The 21,143-nt window shown below is 62.1% G+C and carries 15 protein-coding genes; 6 read left to right on the top strand and 9 right to left on the bottom strand.

What is annotated here, in order from left to right:
- Positions 1-2 precede the first annotated feature (2 nt).
- From phnE (AC4P1R_RS19280) to AC4P1R_RS19260, 5 genes are all read right to left on the bottom strand, one after another.
- Positions 3-1,514 (bottom strand): phosphonate ABC transporter, permease protein PhnE, encoded by a 1,512-nt coding sequence (phnE, locus tag AC4P1R_RS19280; RefSeq protein ID WP_151613656.1) that lies wholly within the window; start codon positions 1,512-1,514, stop codon positions 3-5.
- 9 nt (positions 1,515-1,523) lie between these two features.
- Complete coding sequence (gene phnE, locus AC4P1R_RS19275; RefSeq protein WP_151613655.1) at positions 1,524-2,486, bottom strand: phosphonate ABC transporter, permease protein PhnE; 963 nt, start codon at positions 2,484-2,486, stop codon at positions 1,524-1,526.
- A gap of 167 nt (positions 2,487-2,653) precedes the next feature.
- The gene (gene phnD, locus AC4P1R_RS19270; RefSeq protein ID WP_151613654.1) at positions 2,654-3,559 is read right to left on the bottom strand and encodes a phosphonate ABC transporter substrate-binding protein; all 906 of its coding nucleotides are present in this window, start codon (positions 3,557-3,559) and stop codon (positions 2,654-2,656) included.
- Between the two features lie 89 nt (positions 3,560-3,648).
- Positions 3,649-4,491 (bottom strand): phosphonate ABC transporter ATP-binding protein, encoded by an 843-nt coding sequence (phnC, locus tag AC4P1R_RS19265; RefSeq protein ID WP_151613653.1) that lies wholly within the window; start codon positions 4,489-4,491, stop codon positions 3,649-3,651.
- 274 nt (positions 4,492-4,765) lie between these two features.
- Positions 4,766-6,256 (bottom strand): hypothetical protein, encoded by a 1,491-nt coding sequence (locus tag AC4P1R_RS19260; protein ID WP_345790254.1) that lies wholly within the window; start codon positions 6,254-6,256, stop codon positions 4,766-4,768.
- Between the two features lie 434 nt (positions 6,257-6,690).
- On the opposite strand from AC4P1R_RS19260, the gene AC4P1R_RS19255 reads away from it, so the two are divergent.
- Complete coding sequence (locus AC4P1R_RS19255) at positions 6,691-8,130, top strand: DUF4214 domain-containing protein (RefSeq protein ID WP_151613652.1); 1,440 nt, start codon at positions 6,691-6,693, stop codon at positions 8,128-8,130.
- A gap of 162 nt (positions 8,131-8,292) precedes the next feature.
- Here AC4P1R_RS19255 and htpG read toward each other — a convergent pair whose 3' ends face one another.
- From htpG to AC4P1R_RS19240, 3 genes are all read right to left on the bottom strand, one after another.
- Positions 8,293-10,179, bottom strand: a complete 1,887-nt coding sequence (gene htpG, locus AC4P1R_RS19250) for a molecular chaperone HtpG (RefSeq protein WP_151613651.1) — start codon at positions 10,177-10,179, stop codon at positions 8,293-8,295.
- Positions 10,180-10,316: 137 nt separating this feature from the next.
- A complete protein-coding gene (locus AC4P1R_RS19245; protein ID WP_151613650.1) occupies positions 10,317-11,792 on the bottom strand; it encodes an NAD-dependent succinate-semialdehyde dehydrogenase in 1,476 nt (491 codons plus the stop codon).
- A 181-nt stretch (positions 11,793-11,973) separates the two neighbouring features.
- A complete protein-coding gene (locus tag AC4P1R_RS19240; RefSeq protein WP_151613649.1) occupies positions 11,974-13,242 on the bottom strand; it encodes a 4-aminobutyrate--2-oxoglutarate transaminase in 1,269 nt (422 codons plus the stop codon).
- Between the two features lie 188 nt (positions 13,243-13,430).
- On the opposite strand from AC4P1R_RS19240, the gene AC4P1R_RS19235 reads away from it, so the two are divergent.
- The 5 genes from AC4P1R_RS19235 (at position 13,431) to AC4P1R_RS19215 (ending at position 19,780) form a co-directional block, all read left to right on the top strand.
- The gene (locus AC4P1R_RS19235; RefSeq protein ID WP_151613648.1) at positions 13,431-14,258 is read left to right on the top strand and encodes a MerR family transcriptional regulator; all 828 of its coding nucleotides are present in this window, start codon (positions 13,431-13,433) and stop codon (positions 14,256-14,258) included.
- A 423-nt stretch (positions 14,259-14,681) separates the two neighbouring features.
- Positions 14,682-15,848 (top strand): acyltransferase family protein, encoded by a 1,167-nt coding sequence (locus AC4P1R_RS19230; protein ID WP_151613647.1) that lies wholly within the window; start codon positions 14,682-14,684, stop codon positions 15,846-15,848.
- Entirely contained in the window at positions 15,845-16,960 is a 1,116-nt protein-coding gene (locus AC4P1R_RS19225; protein WP_151613646.1) for a glycosyltransferase family 2 protein, read from the top strand. The genes AC4P1R_RS19230 and AC4P1R_RS19225 overlap by 4 nt, the downstream gene beginning before the upstream one ends.
- 28 nt (positions 16,961-16,988) lie before the next feature.
- Entirely contained in the window at positions 16,989-17,993 is a 1,005-nt protein-coding gene (locus tag AC4P1R_RS19220; protein ID WP_246232007.1) for a glycosyltransferase family 2 protein, read from the top strand.
- Entirely contained in the window at positions 17,993-19,780 is a 1,788-nt protein-coding gene (locus AC4P1R_RS19215; RefSeq protein WP_151613644.1) for an ABC transporter ATP-binding protein, read from the top strand. Before AC4P1R_RS19220 ends, AC4P1R_RS19215 begins: the two co-directional genes overlap by 1 nt.
- 168 nt (positions 19,781-19,948) lie before the next feature.
- On the opposite strand, the gene fba is transcribed toward AC4P1R_RS19215, so the two are convergent.
- Entirely contained in the window at positions 19,949-20,992 is a 1,044-nt protein-coding gene (fba, locus tag AC4P1R_RS19210) for a class II fructose-bisphosphate aldolase (RefSeq protein WP_069456810.1), read from the bottom strand.
- Positions 20,993-21,143: the final 151 nt, after the last annotated feature.

The following is a 21,143-nucleotide window of genomic DNA, read 5'->3' as shown; positions in this document are numbered from 1 at the left end:
TATCAGTGCACCTTGCCTCCCACCAGCCGCGAGCGGCACGCGTTCGAGATGCTGTCGAAAAAGAAGACAACCATCAAGATCAAAAGCACCATATAGGCGACATTTTCCCAATCCGAATTGGTGCGCATCGCTTCCCAGAGCTTGAGCCCGATTCCCCCGGCGCCGACGGCGCCGATGATCGTGGCCGAACGCGTGTTCGACTCCCAGAAATAGAGCGCCTGGCTGGCAAACACAGGCAGAACCTGCGGCAGTACCCCGAAGCGCTGCACCGCAATCGGCGCGGCGCCGACGGATTTGACTCCTTCGCGCTGCCTGTCGTCGATGTTTTCGAGGGCCTCGGAGTAGAGCTTGCCGAGGGTGCCGGTGTCGGTGAAGAAGATCGCCGAGATGCCGGCGAGCGGTCCGGGTCCGAAGGCGCGGGTGAAGAAGAGCGCCCAGATGAACATGTCGACCGAGCGCTGGAAGTCGAAGAAGCGTTTGACGAGTTGATTGGTGACGCGGTTTGGCGTGATGTTGCGCGCCGCCAGGAAGCAGAGCGGAAAGGCGACCAGCGAGGCGAAAAGGGTGCCGACGAAGGCCATGACGATCGTCTGAAGGAGCTTGGTCCAGACGTCGAGATGCTGCCATTCGGCATTATAAAGAATGTTGTCCCAGGCGAGCCCGAGATTGGAGCGCGTCGGGTCGATCCGGTCGCCCGACAGGATCAGTGATACCACTTCGCCGTAGGGCTTCCCGAAGAACGGCGACTCGGTGTCGAACAGGAAGTTCGCCCAGCCGAAAAAGCGGTTGCGGATCGAGACCTCGCCGCCTTCGACCTCCGCCCAACCGGTCAGACCGAAGGAGAGCGTGATCTTTTCGCCCGGCCGCTTCTGTTTCGCCCAGCCTGGTAGTGGATCTTGCGGCGTCACTACGTCGGCGCCGTCGACCGCCATGGTGAAGGTCTCTCCGGCATGGGTGGCCCGCACCAGCCTGTCGGCGACCTCGATTCGCGTCGAGCGGTCATAGGTTATGACCGCTCGTGTAACGACCTCTTCGGTGCGGGTCGTTTCAACAGGCTGCTCGGCATCGTTCTGGCTTCCGCCAAGCGACGCGTTCGGCGCCATGAAACTGAAGGAGGAAGTTGTCTTCGGCTTTGGCGCCTGCGGCACGGCCGCCGGCGTCTCGACGCTGCGCGTCACCGTCTGCTTGTCGAGCGAGACCCATTCCGGGTTCGGATTCTTTCCGAGCGGCGAATTGCGCTGATACGAGACGCTCATCGTACCGTCACGCGCTATCGTGATATCCGGGCGAATCTCGTAGGATACCCAGTCGGCGAGATAGGTTCCGGCGATACCCCAGTTCGCGTTGGCAAGCACGTGGCCGATCGAGAAGAACCACCAGCTGAGAACCAGATACAGTACCAGGCCGGCACCGATCAGAATGGCTTTCCAACGGGTAGTCGGCCGCAAGAGATGCGGGTGACGGGCCGCAATTGCTTCCATTTCACGCGCGCCGGGCTTGGTCGAGGCAATCATGGCGCGCTCCTATTGCGTAAGCTGGAAGGCCTGGTCGCCAACGAGGCGGCGGCGAAACCATGCGGAAAACTGATCGACGGCGCAGATCGTCGCGAAGAGCAGGATGACGATCGCCAGTGTCTTTGCCTGATGCCCCTGGCCGATCGACAGACGCAGGACTTCGCCGATGCCGCCCCCACCGACCGCACCGATGATCGTCGAGGCTCGAACATTGATCTCGAGGCGCAGCAGAAAGTAGCTCATGAAATTCGGGAGAACCTGCGGCACGATGCCGAACCAGACGCGCTCTATCCAGTTGCCGCCGACGGCACGCAGACCCTCCTCCGCCTTCATGTCGGCATTCTCGACCACCTCGAAGAACAGCTTGCCGAGTGCACCGATCGTATGGATCGAAACCGCGGCGATGGCGGGAATGGGTCCGAGCGAAAGGATTGCCAGGAAAAAGCCGGCGATCACCACCTCGGGAAAGGCGCGCAGCACCTCCATTATCCGGCGCACCGCGCCGCGGATCCATGGATTGGGCATGAGGTTTCGCGCGGCCAGAAAGCACAGGATGAAGCCGAAGAAGGCCCCGATCACCGTCGAGAAGATGGCGATGTTCACCGTCTCGAGCATCTTGTGGAAGTATTCAGGGATGTAGATGCTGTCGGTCAGATAGAGCCGGCCGTCCGGATAGTTGTATTTGAAGCTGCCGTCGTCATAGGGCGACGGCAGATCGAACATGGCCCGGACGACCTCCATTCCGTCGCGCGGCATCAGATCGCCAACGAAATCGAAGAAATGCGGCAGGCGTTCGAAGAACTTGCCGGCATTCGAGCCGTTGGCGAACCAGAGTGAGGCAAAGAGCGCCACCGCAAGCGCTGCAAGGCCGGCCCAGGTGTAAAGGCGCCGACGGGCGTTGAGCTCTTGCCAGTGACGGTCCACAAGAGCGCCGTTTTCGCTTAACTGGCTGGATAGCATGGAGGTGGCCATCGGATTCTCGGCGAACGCCGGCCTCTGGATAAGTTGAGACGCGGAAGGCTGGGCGAAGAAACCGCCCGCACTCCCTCTTGCCCCGCGTTGAGCGGGATCCCCAAGGCCGGCTGGATAATCGACTGCCGGCCGCAGATGCGGCCGGCCCGGCGTGGAAGGATTGACGATCAGCCGCCGATCGTCGCCTTGCGAGCGTCGATGATCGGCTTGTAGAAGTCGCTATTGACTTCGACAAAACCGGTGAAGTCGCCGCCCTGGATGGCGGAGAAGCAGGCGGCGTCCGTCTTCGGCAGGTTCATCATGAACTGCTTGAACTTCGCCTTCATGTCGTCGTTCATCGAGGAGCGCACGACGATCGGGCCGTTCGGGATCAGCGGGGACTTCCAGAGCTCGACGAGGTCGTTCATATCGAGAATGCCCTTCTCGACCATCTTGTGCAGGTTGCCCGAAGTATAGCCGTCCTTGAATTCGCCGACGCCCGAACCCCAGGTCGTGCCGGCATCGAAATTGCCCTTGACGACTTCGAGGACGAGGTTCTCATGGCCGCCGCCGAAACCGGTCTCGCCGAAGAATTCCTTCACCGGCGCGCCGATGGCTTCCGGCAGGGTGACGAGGGGAACGAGGTAGCCCGAGGTGGAATCCGGATCGGCGAAGCCGAGCTTCTTGCCCTTGAGGTCCTCGAGCTTGGTGATGCCGGAATCCTTGCGGGCGACCATGATCGAGTGATAGCCGGTCGAGCCGTCGGTCTGGACCGTCGTCAGGATCGGCTCGACGGCATCGGCCTTGGCCAGGTAGATCTTGGCATAGCCGGACGCGCCGAGTTCGGCATAGTCTAGCGTGCCGCCGAGCAGACCCTGGATGACGCCGTCATAATCGGCGGCCGGGAACAGCGAAACCTTTTCGACGCCGATTGCCGCCGGCAGCTTGTCGATCATGCATTGGAAGTTGCGCAGGCGGTCCGCTTCGTTTTCGCCGCCGAGTATGCCGATGCGGAATTCCTTGAGATCTTCGGCCCGGGCATGGCCGACGAGGGCAAAGAGCGCTACGGCGCCAAGAAGAGCTTTCTTCAACATGAGGTTCGTCTCCCGTTTTTCCGGCCGCGCCGGATGACTATCGGTTTTATTGAGGTGCCCTTGACGCGGGCGCTCGATCCTGGCGGGCGTCAGGTGCCGGCCAGTGCCAGCGGCTTGAAGCCGGCCGATGCCGTTTGTTCCTGCGGAACCGCCGCGGGAATATTGATGCTGGTCGAAGTCATCGACTCCTCGATCGGGGTGTCTGCGCCATAGATCTCTGCGACGGCCGCGGCGGTCAGATCGTTCGGTTGCCCGTCGAACACGACGCGACCCTGCGCCATGCCGATGATGCGCTCGCAATAGTTCCGCGCCGTATCGAGCGTGTGCAGATTGGTGACGACGGTAATGCCGTCCCGTTCGCTGATGTCGCGCAGCGCGTCCATGACGATCTTGGCATTGAGCGGGTCGAGCGAAGCGATCGGCTCGTCGGCGAGCAGCACCCTCGGCTGCTGCATTAGCGCACGGGCGATCGCCACGCGTTGCTGCTGCCCGCCGGAAAGGGTGCCGGCCTGCTGCAGAGCCGTCTGTTCGATGCCGAGCCGCTCGAGCGCGCCGATCGCCATGATGCGTTCTTCGCGGCTGAACAGGTTGAGAATGCTCGATACCGTCGAGCGGTGATTGAGCCGGCCGAGCAGCACGTTGGTCAGCACGTCGAGGCGCGGCACGAGGTTGAACTGCTGGAAGATCATCGCGCAATCGCGCTGCCAATTGCGCAGGGCCGCACCCTTGAGCGAGGACACCTCGACGCCGCCGAATACGATCGAGCCCGAAGAGAGGTCGACGAGACGATTGATCATGCGCAAGAGCGTCGACTTGCCCGCACCGGAACGACCGATAATGCCGACCATTTGGCCTTGGGGGATGTCGAAACTGACCGAACTGACGGCGGTTTTCTTGCCGAACCGGCGAGTGACATCCTTCAACTGAAACATGGGCGTGCAGGTCCTCTTGTGGGGAGACCGATGATCGGTACGACCCTGCGATAGCCGCGTTTCGTGAAGGCGAAATGTCAGTTTGGTGTAGGTTCTGTTAAAGTACGGGAAATCCCTTCGACGCGTGGGGGGCTGACCGTGCGGTTGGCCACATTACAGCGCCGCGCGTCTTTTCAGACGGTTTCAGACGGGCAAAGGTCGCTGTAACTCTTTGAATCTGCGCATCGAGCTTTCCGATAATCGGGTACGATTTTCGGGCCGATGCGTTAACGTTTCACGGTCGGTAAAGCGCGCTGGCTGCGCGCGTGTTCGGCGATGAGCGGCCGGCTGGCCCGGCGGGTGCGGCAGGCGCAGGGCGGCTAAGCTGCGGAACGCGCAAGCGTGCATCTCTCTCCCTGCGCGCATGAACCTTGCTCACCGAGATGACCGCAAAAGCAATAAAGAAGAACATGCCTGGATCGGCAGTCCCGGAAATCAATGTGCCAGAGAGGGCAGACGCCAAAGCGGAAGCCCGTACGCCTGAGACGACGGCGTTCGTCTCGGGATCGAGGTAAGGCTTGAGACGGCCCATGCCCCGCACCAAGATCATCAGCAGCGTGGCCATCATCACCCCGCCGACGAGGCCCAGTTGCGAAACCACCGCGATCGGCCAGCTCGACGCGCGCGAACTGCCAAGGCCGACGCCGAAACCGCCGGTGTCCGCGAAGGCTTGCAGACTCTTGATGTTCCAGTAGGCCCGTTCCTGGCCGGAGGCAGAACTAGCCTTGTTGAGAACCATGGAATCAATGAGGCGGACGAACAGAGCAAAAAATTCACTGTGGTAAAGGATGACTGCCAGGATTGTGACAATAGCAACACCAAGCAACGCGATGATCAGGATCTCGTCGCTGTCGATGCGGTCCGACAGGAAGGACCGGAGGATGGAAAGCGCAACGGGCATGGCCAAAATCGTCAATCCCACATAGGCGGTGGACGACGTGGAGAGGAGGGCGAGGACGAGCAGCAGCGCGGCCAGTCCCTGCGCCAGTCGCGATTTGGTTTCGCGCCAGTAGACGTAACAGAAGGCAAGGCAGATGAGCGAGACCCCTGCGAAGGACGACGCCTCCGAATTGGCGCCTGTGATGCGCCAGAAACCACCCTCCATGACCTCGGTAAGCATGGCGTAATTGGCGGTACGGATGGGCCAAAGAATATCGCCGGCGCCTGCGACTTTGCCGATCAAATCGAGCAACCCCATCCCGGCGTGAAAACCACACAAGAGAAGAAAGCTGCGCCGAACAGCGTCCATCCTGTCTTCCTTCAGAAGCAGGACGCACAGAGCGATGGCGGTGAGCCCCCCCAGAACGAAATATCCGGTTTGCGTGATGTTGCCCGAAACAGGCGCAAGCGAAGCCTCGACGATGCCACGACGCATCGTGGACTGAACGAAGACGCTCGTCTGTCCCGCGAAAAGGCGTGGAAACAACCACGCACCGACCACGGAATATGTCATCAGACCGCAAAGCACCCAGAGCGGTCGAATCTTTCCGAATGTGTTGCCGATCTCCCGCGGAAACCGCCGTCTGGTAATGACGGCGGTTATCAGAAGGGCAGCAAAGAAGGTATAGATCAGCGGCGACGACCCCCCGATTGCGACGAGCGTCACAAATGCTGTCGCGCCGAAAGCCAGCGAAACGATCAGTCCGATGATCAGGGGGGACCGGCAATAAGCTCCGATTAGCAATATCCCCACGCAGATCAAAATACCGACGATCGAGATATGCATGGGGCCATGGTTCCAAATACGCGGAGCAAAACACTCTATAGGCAGTGCCGGATGGTAACCATGTACCCAAAGGCGGTGATCGTGCCGGGCTCCGGCGGAAAATTGGATAGGAATGACCAACGAAAGAGGTAGCGGGGCGGCCCGTTCGGCCATTTCGGCAAACTGCCGCAGATGGGCGGCAAGCTGTGCCGCAGCGTACACGATGCCCCGCTTGGTCAACGCCGCTACGGTCGTCGAGCGGCGGCGATATGGCAGAGGCTGCGCTGCGGAACCCCGCAGTGATGCCGATAAAATGATCCGGCAGTCACTGTCCGTACGAGCTATCCAATGGGTCGAAAGTGGTAGCAAAAGCGGTCGGATTCTCAATTCCGGCAAATTGCCGCGCCGGGTGAGAGGCGGCATGCTCCAGGCTGCGCAGCGAGAGGGAGACGAGTATGTTCGCTCGACTGGCAGTCGGAACAGTGTGTCTGTTGGCTACGATCGCCCCGGCCTCCGCGGACATTCTCTGGGGCGTCAACGGTCATCCGTTCACCGCCTATCCCGGCGTCGGAATTGAACGGCAGCTCGATATTGTCAGGGATCTCGGGATGAAGTCCTACCGCGTGAACATTCCCGATGTTGGGAAGGCGCGGGACTTGGGCCGACTTGTGAAGGAAGGAAAGGCCCGCGGGATAGATATTCTTCCTGTGATCACCCCGAGCAATGTCGATCTCGCTAAGGACAGCGCCGACGAGCTCTACAATAAGGCCCGCGCGTTCGCCGTCACACTCGCCTCACAGTTCAAGGACGACATCCGCGTCTGGGAGCTCGGCAACGAGATGGAAAACCATGCCATCATCAAACCTTGCGAAAAGCGCGACGACGGCAGCCAGTATCCCTGCGAGTGGGGCCCTGCCGGCGGCGTGGCACCCCTGGACTACTATGGGCCGCGCTGGGCGAAGGTCAGTGCGGTACTGAAGGGTTTGTCGGACGGCATGACGGAGGTCGATCCACAGATCCGCAAAGCGATCGGCACGGCCGGTTGGGGACATCTCGGCGCCTTTGAACGGATGCGGCAGGACGGAATCAAATGGGATATTTCCGTCTGGCATATGTATGGCGAAGACCCGGAATGGGCCTTCAAGGAACTCGCACGTTACGGCCACCCGATCTGGGTCACCGAGTTCAACAATCCCTATGGAAGCCAGCGCAGCGAACAGCAGCAAGCCGACGGACTGAAACAGGCGATGATGCGCATCCGGGAGCTTGAGGGAAAGTACAAGGTGGAGGCCGCGCATATTTACGAACTGCTGGACGAGACCTATTGGGCTCCCGGCTTCGAGGCCTACATGGGCCTGGTACGCCTGGTCGCGAAGGGCGATGGTGGCTGGACACTAGGGGAACCAAAGCCGGCCTACATTGCGGTCAGGGATCTTATCCGCGGGAAACGCCCGATACCGGTTCCGCGCAGAGACTGTGACATGGCGGAAAGCAGGACGTCCGATCCGCTGGCGGTCCGACAGGCGCGTTTTGCCTTCTGCCTTGTGCTTGGGCGGCAGGGCGACCCGGAAGAGATGGAGCGCTGGGTGGACGCATTGGAGAAGAGCGAAACAACTGTCGCGGCCATGACCATCGCCTTGATGAAATCCGACGAGTTCAACGGGCGATATGCAACCTTCGGTCTGACCGACCGATCCTACGTCAGCTTCCTATATCTCCTGATTCTGGGCCGCGCGGCCGACCCAGACGGCCTCGACAGCTACGCCAAGACGCTAAGCGGAGGCACGATAACCCGGGAAAGCGTGGCCTTGGGCATGATACTCTCGAGCGAGTTCCAGCTCAAATACGCGTCCCACCTCGGCTCCGATACCGGGACAGCAGAGCCGCCCGGCTAGCGGATCGGCCCGAAAATCGTACTCGATTTTCGGAAAGCTCGATGCCAGATTCAAAGAGTTACAGCGACCTTTGCGCGTCCGAGAGGACGCGCGGCGCTGTAGAGCGATAGCCAGGCAGAGATGAATCGTTGAGTGCGGGCGGAATTCGCCCGCATTTCCGCATCAATGCTTCAAAGCCCGATCGAACACGCGCGACAACCGCTCGGCGAAGGCGCGCGGATCTTCCGGTTTGTCGCCGTCGAGTACACGTGCCTGATCGAAGAGCAGCTTGACAGCGTCTTCACGGAAGGTCTGGTCGTCCGACGGGCCGGCGGCGAGGGCGGCAATCAAGGCATGGCCGGGATTGATTTCGAGAATGGGCTTTGCCGTATCGTCGATGCGACCGGCGCCCTGCAGCATCTTCTGCAACTGGCGGTCCGGTCCATGTTCCGGCGCCACGAGGCAGACGGCGCTCTCCGTCAGGCGGTCGGAGATCCTGACATCCGAGACAGCCTCGCCGAGCGTCGCCTTGGCGAAAGCCACGAAATCGGTGACCGACGGGCTCGCCGCAGGCGAGGCGGCGGTTGTGTTCTCCTTGGCCACGGCTGCGAGGTCGGCCGCGCCCTGCGTGATCGACTTGAAGGGTCTGCCGTCGAAGTCGGGCGCCGTCGTCACCCAGAAGCTGTCGACCGGATCGGTCAGGAGCAGCACCTCGATGCCGCGGGCGCGGAAACCTTCGAGCTGAGGCGATGCCTTCAGTTGCGCGAGGTTTTCCCCGGTCAGGTAATAGATTGCCGCCTGGCCGTCCTTCATGTCCTTGACATAGTCGCTCAAGGCGCGCGGCTTGTCCTCGGCAGCGGTCGTCAGGAAGCGGGAAAGCGCCAGCAGTTGGGCTCGTCGCTCGAAATCCTCGTAGATGCCTTCCTTGATGACGCTGCCGAAGTTTTCCCACAGCTTGGCGAAGGCGTCCGGATCGCTGTCGATGAGCTTTTCGATGCTCGTCAGCACCCGGTTCGTCAGGCCCTTGCGGATATTGGCGAGCAGCGGGCTTTCCTGGATCATTTCACGCGAGACATTGAGCGGCAGATCGGCCGTGTCGACCAGTCCTCGCACGAAGCGCAGGTAGCGCGGCAGCAGATCCGCCTCGTCGGTGATGAACACGCGCTTGACGTAAAGCTTCATGCGGCCCTTGCGGTCCGGGTCGAAGAGATCGAAGGGCTTCGAGCCCGGCACGAAGGCAAGCGCTGTATATTCGTGGCGGCCCTCGGCGCGGAAGTGCACGGTCAGCGCCGGCTCGTCATACTGCCCGGCGACGCCCCGGTAGAAGTCCGTATAGTCTTCCTTGGAAATCTCGCTCTTCTGCTTCGTCCAGAGCGCCGTGCCGTCGGCGACCTGCGCCGGCTCCGCACCGGGCTTCTCCATGATCGAGATCGGCACCGGCACGTGACCCGATTGATCCTTGACGATGCGCTCCACCGTCCAACGCGAGGTATAGGTCTTGGCGTCATCCTTCAGGTGCAGGGTGATCCGCGTGCCGCGGGCCGGCGCATCTGCGAGGTCGACGGCGGAAACCGTGTAGCTGCCCTTGCCGTCCGATGCCCAGTGCCAGGCTTTGTCCGAGCCGGCGCGGCGGGAGACGACGTCGACATTGTCGGCGACCATGAAGGCGGAATAAAAGCCGACGCCGAATTGGCCGATCAGCTGGGCGCCATCCCTGCTCTGGGCGGCTTCGATGCGCTCCATGAAGGCGCGCGTGCCGGAGCGGGCGATGGTGCCGAGGGACTCGACGAGTTCGTCGCGGCTCATTCCGATGCCGTTGTCCTCGACGATCAGGCGGGCGTTCTCCTCGTCAAGGGTCAATGCGATGCGCGGAGCCGGATCGCTGCCGAGGAGGTCGGGTGCGACGATCGCTTCGTAGCGCAGCTTCTCGCAGGCGTCCGCCGCGTTCGAAATCAGTTCGCGGAGAAAGACATTCTTGTCGGAGTAGACGGAGTGCACCATCAGGTGCAGCAGTTTCGCCACGTCGGCTTCGAAGACGTGCTTCTCTACGGACATTTCGACTTCACTCATCGCGTTGCGGACCTCCGGAAATTGCGTTTGAAGTTGCGAGGGCGGCATTCAGCTGGCTGATCCCGCTCCATCGTTTGCGGCCCCAATTGGCAAGCCGCAGCAAGAATTTCAAGGGGGCGTGCGAGAGGATCGCCGGCTCAGATATTGCCCATGCAGAGATACTTCATCTCGAGATAATCCTCGAGCCCATGGCGTGAGCCTTCGCGGCCGATGCCGGACTGCTTGATGCCGCCGAAGGGGGCGGCCTCGGAGGACATGCGACCGGTATTGATGCCGACCATGCCGTATTCCAGCGCCTCGGCCACATGCCAGACGCGCTTCAGGTTCTCCGCGTAGAAATAGGCGGCGAGGCCATAGATCGTATCGTTCGCCTCGGCCACCACCTGCTCGGCACTTTCGAAGCGGATGATCGGGGCGATCGGACCGAAGGTCTCTTCCTCCGCCACGCGCATGTCGTGCGAAATGCCGGTCAGCACCGTCGGCTTGAAGAAAGTTCCCGTCGTGCCGATCCGTTTGCCGCCGCAGCGCAGTTCGGCGCCCTTGGCGAGCGCATCGGCGACATGCGCCTCGATCTTCTCGATCGCGTGGCTGTCGATCATCGGGCCGATCGTGACGCCGGCGGAAAAACCGTCGCCGACGGTCAGCTCGCGCACCTGTGCGACGAATTTCTCGGCGAAGGCGTCATGTACCGCCGCCTGCACATAGATGCGGTTCGCCGAGACGCAGGTCTGGCCGGCATTGCGGAACTTCGCCTGGATGGCGCCATCGACCGCCGCGTCGATATCCGCATCGTCGAAGACGATGAACGGAGCATTGCCTCCGAGTTCGAGGCTGACCTTCTTGATCTGGTCGGAACACTGCCGCATCAGCAGCCGTCCGACCTCGGTCGAGCCGGTGAAGCTGATCTTTCGGACCTTCGGATTGCTGCAGAGCTCGCGGCCGATCGGCGCACCCTCGGCGGCATAGACGAGGTTGAGGACGCCTTCGGGGAAGCCCGCCTTCTCGGCGAGCAGGAACATCGCACCGGCGACGAGCGGCGTCTGTTCCGCCGGCTTCAGGACAATGGCGCAGCCGGCGGCGAGCGCTGGCGAGATCTTCCGGGCGACCATCGAGGCCGGGAAGTTCCAGGGCGTAATGGTGCCGACGACGCCGACCGGCTGCTTGATGACAAGCATGCGGCGGTCGTTGGCGGGCGCGGGAAAGGTTTCGCCATAGACGCGCTTGGCTTCCTCCGCATACCATTCGACATAGGAGGCGGCATGCAGGACCTCGCCCTTCGCCTCGGCGAGCGGCTTGCCCATTTCGGCGGTGAGGATCGACGCGAGATCATCGGCGTGCTCGACGATCAGATCGTGCCAGCGCCGCAGGAGGGCACTCCTGTCCTTGGCTGGCTTGGACGCCCAGAGCGCCTGCGCCGACTGGGCCGCGTCGATTGCGGCGCGCGCCTCGTCGGTGCTCATGTCCGGCAAAGTGGCAAGCAATTCGCCCGTCGATGGGTTGAGGACATCGAAGGTCGGGCCAGTCCACGGCTCCAAAGGGCAGGCTAGATGGTCGAGCCTAGCGAACAGGTCTGACGCGTGGAGGTGTTTGGTAAGTGCAGGTGTCAGGGCCATGACGTATCCTCCCGCGTGCCTGCCGCCGCCACAAGCGCGCTGTTGTTCTGCTTCCGGGCAAGCCGATGGCCCACGCCTTAAAGCGCCGCGTACTTTTCAGACGCGCGGCGCCGTAAGGAAAGCGCAAGTGGCCGCCGCTTTGCCAGCCGGACGACCGCGATAGCGGTCGCCCGGCGTCAGGTCAACTGCGCGCTTCGAGGATCGAAGCTTCGAGAATATCCAGAGCCTCGGCGAAGACCTCATCCTGGATCGTGATCGGCGCCAGGAAACGAATGACATTGCCGTGGACGCCGCAGGTGAGCAGGATCAGACCCTTCGCAAGGGCATTGAGCCGAACCTTGTTGGCGAAGTCTGCGCTCGGCTGATTGGTATTCGTGTCGTTGAATTCGACCGCGTTCATGAAGCCCGGGCCGCGGATATCGACGATTTCCGGGACTTTTTCCCGGATCGCGGCAAGCCGCTGCTTCAGCCGGTTGCCGAGCTGGTTGGCCCGGTCGCACAGATCTTCCTCCTCGATCACGTCGAGGACCGCATGGGCTGCGGCGATGCCGATCGGGCTGCCGCCATAGGTTCCGCCGAGCCCGCCGGGGCCCGGCGCGTCCATGATCTCGGCGCGGCCGGTGACGGCGGCAAGCGGAAAGCCGCCGGCCAGGCTTTTCGCCATGGTCATGAGGTCCGGCGCGACGTCGTGATGCTCCATTGCGAAGAGCTTGCCTGTGCGGGCAAAGCCGGTCTGGACTTCATCGGCAATCAGGAGAATACCATGCTGGTCGCAGATTTCGCGAAGCGCCTTCATGAAGGCCGTCGGCGCCGGATAGAACCCCCCTTCGCCCTGGACCGGCTCGATGATGATCGCGGCAACGCGGCCCGGATCGACATCGGCGGCGAAGAGCTTTTTCAGCGCCGCGAGCGATTGCTCGACGCCGACGCCGTGCAGTTCGATCGGGAAGGGGGCGTGGAAGACGTCGGCGGGCATCGCACCGAAGCCGACCTTATAGGGAACGACCTTGCCGGTGAGCGCCATGCCCATGAAGGTGCGGCCGTGAAAGCCGCCGCCAAAGGCGATGATCGCCTGGCGTCCGGTCGCGGCGCGGGCGATCTTGATGGCATTTTCCACCGCCTCGGCGCCGGTGGTGACGAAGATCGTCTTCTTTTCGAAGTCACCGGGGGCCAGCGCGTTCAGCCGTTCGGCGAGATGCACGTAGTTTTCATAGGGCACGACCTGATGACAGGTGTGGGTGAAGCGATCGAGCTGCGCCTTGACGGCGGCGATGATCTTCGGGTGACGGTGGCCCGTATTGACGACGGCGATGCCGGCGGCGAAATCGATGTAACGATTGCCTTCCTTATCCCAGATCTCGGCATTTTCCGCGCGATCGGCATAGATCTGCGTGGTCATTCCCACGCCACGGGATATGGCGGCATTCTTGCGGTCTGTCAGGCTGGTCATTGCAGTCGTCCCTTGGCTTTGTGAGATAAATTGCATTTTTTCTGCAACTTCGGTCGGGAAGTGGTACATCTTTTGAAAGGGAATGCAAATCAAATTTGCTGATAAAGAGAACACGGCGCCTGATGGGCGCTTTGGCAGCCCCCGGGTCAACTGTGGGATTGCCGCTGGCGACGCGACACGAGGGAAAGATGAACGGAGACAACGACATCCGCTACAAAGTTGCCGAGGCGGCAAGGCTCGCCGGCGTTTCGGCGTCGACGCTGAGGCTCTGGGAAACGCAAGGCCTCGTCGTGCCGGAGCGGTCGCCGACAGGCCATCGTCAATATACGGAGGCCGACCTTCAGCGCTTGAAACGCATTTCCTGGTTTCGCTCCGAGCGCGGTCTGAACCCGGCGGCGATCCGCGAGGCACTGGAGGCGGAGGCTCCCGGCGAAGAGGTGGCCGTTTCAGCAGGTGCCCAGGAGAGAAATGTCGATTTGCAAGTCGGCCGCAAATTGCGCAGCCTCAGGCACGCGGCGGGAAAAACGCTCGAAGAGGTGGCAGGCGATATAGGAATCGCAGCGTCCGTGCTGTCGACACTCGAGCGAACGTCGCAAGGCGTGTCGATCGCGGTGCTGCACAACCTGGCAGAATATTTCGGGACCACAATCTCGAGCCTCGCCGGTGAAGATGAACTGCGCGACAGGACGCTCGTCAGGGCCGGAGAGTGGCGCACGTGGCCGCGGACCACCCCCGGTGTGACGATCCAGGTCCTCGCCGAGGGGCAGAACCAAATGGACTGTCATCGCTTCGTGCTGGCACCCGGTGCATCGAGCGAGGGCGCCTATGGGCATGAGGGCGAGGAATTCGTCTACGTTCTCTCCGGCCGTGTCGAGTTCGTGTTGGAGGGGGACCAATTCTACGATCTGAACCCGGGCGACTCGCTCTATTTCGCGAGCCGTCGCCGCCATGCATGGTCGAACCGGCACGATGGTGAAACCGTCCTGCTCTGGATCAATACGCCGCCAACCTTCTAGGGTCCTGGCCCTAAGCCCAAGAATTGAGCGCCGATTTCCTGCGGCATGGTGACTCCTGGCGCAGTCATATCGCGCATTGCCAAAATTAATACAACTAGAAATGTATAAATCTGAAGTGGCGATAAATGCAACTGTTGCGTTTACTCGTTGTTCCGAGAACAACGCCGGCGATTTCTCTTGCTCGGCCAGGACAAGTCTTTGCACCGGGAGCCAAAATTTGGCCTGATTCGACCATACATTTGCCCCGACCGTTTTTTACTGTTCAGCGTTGCGCCTTATCAGGCCCGCAACGCTCTCTATAGCAGCCTGAATCAACTCCCGAGGTCGATTCAAGGAGACGCAAGCCCACCGCCCGGTAGCGTTCTTGACAAAGCCGGCGACGACGCCGGGAGCCGGAAAAGGTCAGACTCGAAGGGGATGTGCATGCGGATTGCGCGCGACCAGCAGCTCGACGGAATTCGAGCCGTCGCGGTCCTGATGGTGGTTTACGCGCATTTCTATGCGACGGACGGATCCCATTGGGGCCATATCGGCGTCAGACTGTTCTTCGTGCTGAGCGGGTTTCTGATCACGCGGCTGCTCCTGGACGCACGAGACGACCAGCGCTTCGAACCGGCAACGGCGCTGAAGTCCTTCTATGCGCGTCGGGCGCTGCGCATCTTTCCGCCCTATTTCGCAGTTCTCGGAGCCGTGTGGCTTACCGGCCTGGAGACCTCCGGAAAGGTGCTCGGCTGGCACGCGCTCTACCTGTCGAACTTCTGGTATGCTCATCAGGATGCATGGACGCCCTGGGTTCTCTGCCACACCTGGAGCCTGAGCATCGAGGAGCAGTTCTATATCGTCTGGCCGCTGGTCGTGCTTGTGGCGCCGCGACGCTCGATCGCGACGATCTGCGTCGGTGTCGTCCTCTGCTCGCTCGCTTTCCGCTTCTATTGGCCCGTGACCGGGACGCCAACGCTGGCGCGCGATCTGTTGCCGCCTGCCTCGATGGATGCCTTGGCGGCGGGTGCGCTGCTGGCGGCCCATCGAGCGGGCGGCGCAGCCCTGCCGCGATGGGCGGAGCGCTCTTGGAAGCCACTCCTGGTCGTGTCACTGATCCTGTTCCCGCTCAAGAGCGTGGCGACGACGCCGGTGCTCGAATGGTTTGTCTGGATCGGACTTGAGGTGTTCCCGCTTCTGCCGCTGACGCTGCTCGTCGGCGCGTGCTCGCGCGGCATTGGCGGCTATGTCGGACGTTTGGTCCAAGCTCCGCCCGTCACCGCACTCGGGCGCATCAGCTATGGTATCTATCTCTACCACGCCATCGCGCTTGCACTGGTCGTCAAGGCGCAAGCTTTCATTCCGGTCAATGTCTCGGAGCAGGGCGCCGGGCGATTGGCAGTCGCCGGCACCGCCACTTTGCTCCTCGCCTGGATCTCCTGGATCGCCTTCGAAAGTCCGCTGAATGCGCTGAAGCGCCATTTCCCTTATGCGCGGCAAGCCGGCAGCGCCCCGGCCATCGCAGGGGCGGATGCCGCAAGCGCGGCCTACCCAGGCGCAACGGTCGAGCGTGGAGGGACCCTCCAGGTTTCGGACACGCGATGGACATGAGTCAAGCAACGTTCACCCCATTGGTTTCCGTGCTGCTTCCCGTTTACAATGCGGAGGCCTATCTCCCGCTGGCGCTCGAAAGCCTTCTGCGCCAGGACTACAAGAACCTTGAGATCATCGCGATCGATGACGGATCGACCGACCGTTCGCTTGAGATCATCGAGCGATATCGACAGGCCGATCGGCGGATTTCTATTGTCTCGCGGGAAAACCGCGGCCTCATTGCTACCCTGAACGAAGGGCTGGGGCTTGCCACCGGCGAGTTCGTCGCCCGCATGGATGCCGATGATATCGCCTATTCCATGCGCCTTTCGCGCCAGATGGCGCTGTTCGACGCTGAGCCTGGCTTGGCCATGTGCGGTACGGGTGTCGACAGGCTGATCGGCAGCCGACTGCTTCGCGGCAAGCCCGACCCGATCTATCGGGCAGCGAGCCTGCCCATTCTTTCGGCGTTTTTCACGATCTTCATCCATTCGACGGTGGTCTTCAATCGCCGCGTAATTCCGGACGACATGCTCGTCTACGATCCGGCCTATCCGCATGCCGAAGATTTCGATCTGTTCCGGCGCATCGCCGGGCGCTTTCCCTTGGCGATGATCGATGAGGCCCTGATTGCCTATCGCATTCATGGGGGCAGCGTCACGAGCAAACACCAGCGGCAGATGCGTCGGACGCATCTGAAGATCGTTGCCGAAAACCTTGAACGCCAGGGATTTTCCGTCGATACGAGCGCCCTTCGCGATATCGCGCTCTCCGTCACGTCAAGCGGCATTCGATCGCTCGCGCTGTTCATCCTCGAGGTCGAGCGGGCGATCGCCGCCCAGCCGACGGAGACGCGAGGCGCCTACGAGGACGGCCTTCTCTGCTTCTTTTACTTCCTTTACCAGCTCATCGCCGATGAGAACCGTCCCGAGCTCACGCATGAGTTCCTGACGCGAACGGGGAAGTGGGGGCTGATCCGCCGCCGCGAGCGCTACGGGTTGCTGCCCGCCTCCCGAGCACCCTGGTGCAGCCGCCTCTCGCTCGCCGCCAGCCGCAAGGCGGACGATCTAGCGCAATATCTGCGGTCGGTGCCGGCCGCAACGGTCCTTCCTCGATTTGGTTGTCTGTGAGATGGCATTCGGACGTTCCGACATTGAGATGAAGCAGTGCGAGGCCGTGAGCACGGCGTCGCGGGCCCCGACCGGTCGGGCACCATTTGCAAGCTTCATCGTCTGCACGCGCGATCGGGCGAAGGCGCTTGCCTCATGCATTCGCTCCATCGAAGAAACCTGCCGCGCTCATCCCGCGATCACAACGGAGATCGTGGTGGTCGACAATTGCTCGACGGACGCAACGCAGGACGAGCTCCGCCGCATGGCTGCCGCCTCGCGAGTGACGATCACCATCGTCGTGGAAGGCCGACCGGGGCTTGCCTTTGCCCGCAATGCCGGCATGCAACGGGCGCGCGGACGCGTCCTCGTCTTCATCGACGACGACTGCGAGGTCGGTCGGCCCTATCTCGGCGATTTGCAGCGGCACTACGCCAAGGGTGACCGTGTCGTCCGGGGCGGGCGCGTCGAGCTCGGCAATCATTGCGATCTGCCCTTCACGGTCAAACGATCGCCGGTGCCGGCGGTGTTTACCCCGGACGTCCATCCCGGCGGCTTCGTGCTTGGTTGCAACATGACCATGCATAGCGAAGTGGCTGCCCGCATCGGCCGTTTCGACGAACGCTTCGGCGCGGGGGCGCCGCTGCAGTCCGCGGAGGACACCGATTATCTCGTGCGTGCCTACGTGCTCGGCATCCCCGTCGAATACGTGCCGGATATGACGGTATACCATCATCATGGCCGGCGCGACCGTGCGGAGATCGAGAGGCTTCACCGAAACTATAGCCTGGGCAACGGCGCCCTGTGCCTGAAGCATCTCTTCAAGGCGCCATGGCTGGTGAAGCATTTCTTCTGGACAGTGCGATCGGCTTTGGCCGAGACTTTCTTCGGCCCGAGATTCGATCCCGATCTGCAGCTTTCCCACTGGCCGATCGTGCTGATGAACCTCACCGGGGCTGCGAGGTTCGCACGACTCTGGCTTGCCGGCCGCGCGACGCCTACCGAACTGCACGACGTCGGCGAGGCGGTGTCGAGGCTGGAGCGAGGTCCGTAATGCTACGAATGTTTGTGCCCGGCTTTCAGCTGTTGCGCGATGCCCTCGGGCGGCAATGGCGACTGCTGCCGGCGGTCGTTCTTCTTGGTCTTGCGAGTGCCACGCTCGAGGGCGCCGGCATCGGCCTCATAATCCCGATGCTCGGCATCATCGCGGGGAACGACGATAGCTCCGGGCTCAGTGGGATCTCCGCTTTCTTTCAGCAGGTGGGGGAGGGCCTTGACGACGGCGAAAGGCTGCTGGTCATTGCAGCCGCGGTGCTGGCGCTGATCTGCCTCAAGAACGTGCTCGCCTTCGGGAATACGATTCTGACGACCTTCCTCTATGGCAAGGCGAGCCACGCCATTCGCAGCGCACTCTCCGACCAGTTGCTTCGGATCGGATATCCCTTCTTCCTCCAGGAAAATCCCGGTCGTCTGCTCAACATCATTTCCAATGAATCGTGGCGTGCGTCCGATGCCGTCCAAACTGCACTTTCGGCCATCGTGAATGCCTGCGCCGCGGTGATCCTGCTCGCCTTCCTTCTGCTTCTGTCCTGGCAGATGACCCTGTTCGTGGCGATCGGCCTCGTCCTCGTCCAGCTTGCGCATGCGGCGCTCTCCGCGACGCTCAAGGGGCCAAGCCGCGATGTGACCTCCTTCAACAGCGAGCTCGCGGCCCGAATGCTTCATCTCGTGCATGCGGGACGGCTGATCCGCGTCTTCGGCCAGGAGGATCGTGAGAAGTCCGCCTTCGATGCCGCCTCCGACGCCGTCCGCCGCGCCGGTTTCGTGCTGCAAGCCCGTCAGGGCGCGTTGCCGCCGCTCACCGAAGTGCTCCATTCCGCCTTGTTCCTGGCGGCGGTCGTCAGCGCCTGGCTCGTCGGCGTGAGCTTTCCGGTGATCGTCGCCTTCGTCGTTCTCCTTTACCGGCTGCAGCCGCATGTGCGGGCGCTGCAGATGTCCTGGAGTCAGTTCCAGGGCTGGAGCGGCTCGCTGGAAGAGGTGCGTTGGCTGCTCGACTCCTCCGACAAGCCAAGGCCGCCGTCCGGGAGTCGGCCGGTCGAGGGTCTCGGCGAGCGCATCGAATTCGATAAGGTGACTTTCAGGTATCCGGGCTCCGGCGGCCGAACCACGGTTTTGCACGCGGCGAATTTCGAAATCCGCAGCGGATGCTCGACCGCGATCATCGGCCGTTCCGGCGCCGGCAAGACCACGATTGTCAATCTCCTGTGCCGGTTCGTGGAACCGGATGAGGGGCGCATTCTCGTCGATGGCGTGCCGCTTGGCGAAATCGACCCGGGGCAGTGGCGACGCCAGATTGCCGTCGCCAGCCAGGACCTGGAACTCGTGGACGGAACGATCCTCGAAAACATCTGCTATGGCCAGCCGGCCGCTTTCACCGAGGTGGAGCGTGCGGCAAGGCTGGCGGAGGCGCATGGCTTCATCGAAGAGTTTCCGGAAGGCTATGGAACGACTGTCGGCTATCGGGGGGCCAGCCTTTCGGCCGGACAGCGACAGCGCATCGCCCTCGCCAGGGCCCTGTTGCGCGACCCGGCCGTCCTGATCCTCGACGAAGCGACGAATGCGGTCGACGGCCTCTCGGAGGCGGCAATCGTCGAGACCCTGAAATTGCGGGCCGGGCGGCGCACGACGATCGTCATCAGCCACCACCGCAGCACGATCTCCTTCTGCGACGATATCGTGGTACTCGGCAGTGGTCGGGTGAAGAGCCAGTCACGGCTTTCGGAGGTGGCCTCGCTCACCATGGACCAGCTCTATGAACACGAGGCGCCGGCAATGAAGTGACACAAAGGCAAAACCGCGCCCTTTCGGGAACGCGGCTTTATCGTGTTTTCTGCCCGACTGCATGTCATCGTAAATCGCGTCGGTTTAAGGTGACATGCAGAAATTCAAAGCGTTCGAGCGATTTTTGCGCGTCTGATGCGCCTGATCAGACGCGGTGCTGTGGGGCCGTCAGGCGGCCGCGTAGCGCTTTGCCATTTCCGGCAGCCGAAGGACGCGGATCTTCGAAGCCTGGCCGGCCGCGCGGAACGCTTCGAAACGCTCCTTGCAGACTTCCGTCATGTGCGCGATCGCCGGCTTCAGATAGTTGCGCGGGTCGAAATTGTCCGGATGCTGCAGGTGATGCTTGCGGATCTCGCCGGTGAAGGCAAGGCGCAGGTCGGTGTCGATATTGACCTTGCGGACCCCGAGCGGAATAGCCTTCTGAATTTCCGAGACGGGCACGCCCCAGGTTTTCTTCATCTCGCCGCCATAGGCGTTGAAAAGCTCCTGCAGATCGGCCGGAACGGAAGAGGATCCGTGCATCACGAGATGCGTGTTCGGCAGCTTCTTGTTGATCCTGGCGATCGTGTCGATCGACAGGATGTCGCCGTCCGGTGCGCGGGTGAACTTGTAGGCGCCATGGCTCGTGCCGATCGCAACGGCCAGCGCATCGACTCCTGTCCTCGACACGAAATCGAACGCCTGGTCGGGATCGGTCAGCAGTTCCTCGCGCGACAGCTTGCCTTCGAAGCCATGTCCGTCTTCCTTGTCGCCCGCGCCGGTCTCCAGATTGCCGAGGCAGCCGAGCTCGCCCTCGACGGAAACGCCGGCCGCATGGGCGATCTTCACCACCTCGGCGGTCACGGCGACATTGTATTCATAGCTCGCAACCGTCTTGCCGTCCTTCTCGAGCGAGCCGTCCATCATCACCGAGGTGAAGCCGTTGGTGATCGCTGAAATGCAGGTCGACGGCTGGTCGCCGTGGTCGAGATGGAGACAGATCGGAATATGGGGGTATTCCTCTGCCGCGCCGAGGATCAGGTGCCGCAGGAAGGCGTCGCCCGCATAGGCGCGCGCGCCGCGGCTTGCCTGCAGGATAACGGGAGAGTCCGTCGCATCGGCGGCGCGCATTACCGCCTGAATGTATTCGAGATTGTTCACATTGAAGGCTGGCAGCGCATAATCGTTCTCCGCCGCATGGTCGAGCAATTGCCGCAACGTGATCAATGCCATTCGAATCTCCCTGATGACCGGCACCTCACTCCGGGCGCCGCGATATGGATGGGCGAAAGTCTCGCCCGCGAAAGCGCGTTCGGGCTCTTCCCCGGTCCGTTTCGGATGCCCGGCGAAAGACGATCCGGCACCGCGAAACCGGCGTGAAGAG

Source organism: Sinorhizobium sp. Y406, assembly GCF_058732025.1.
The sequence above is the reverse complement of the archived record's forward strand: the minus strand, read 5'-3'. Positions and strand labels throughout refer to the sequence as shown.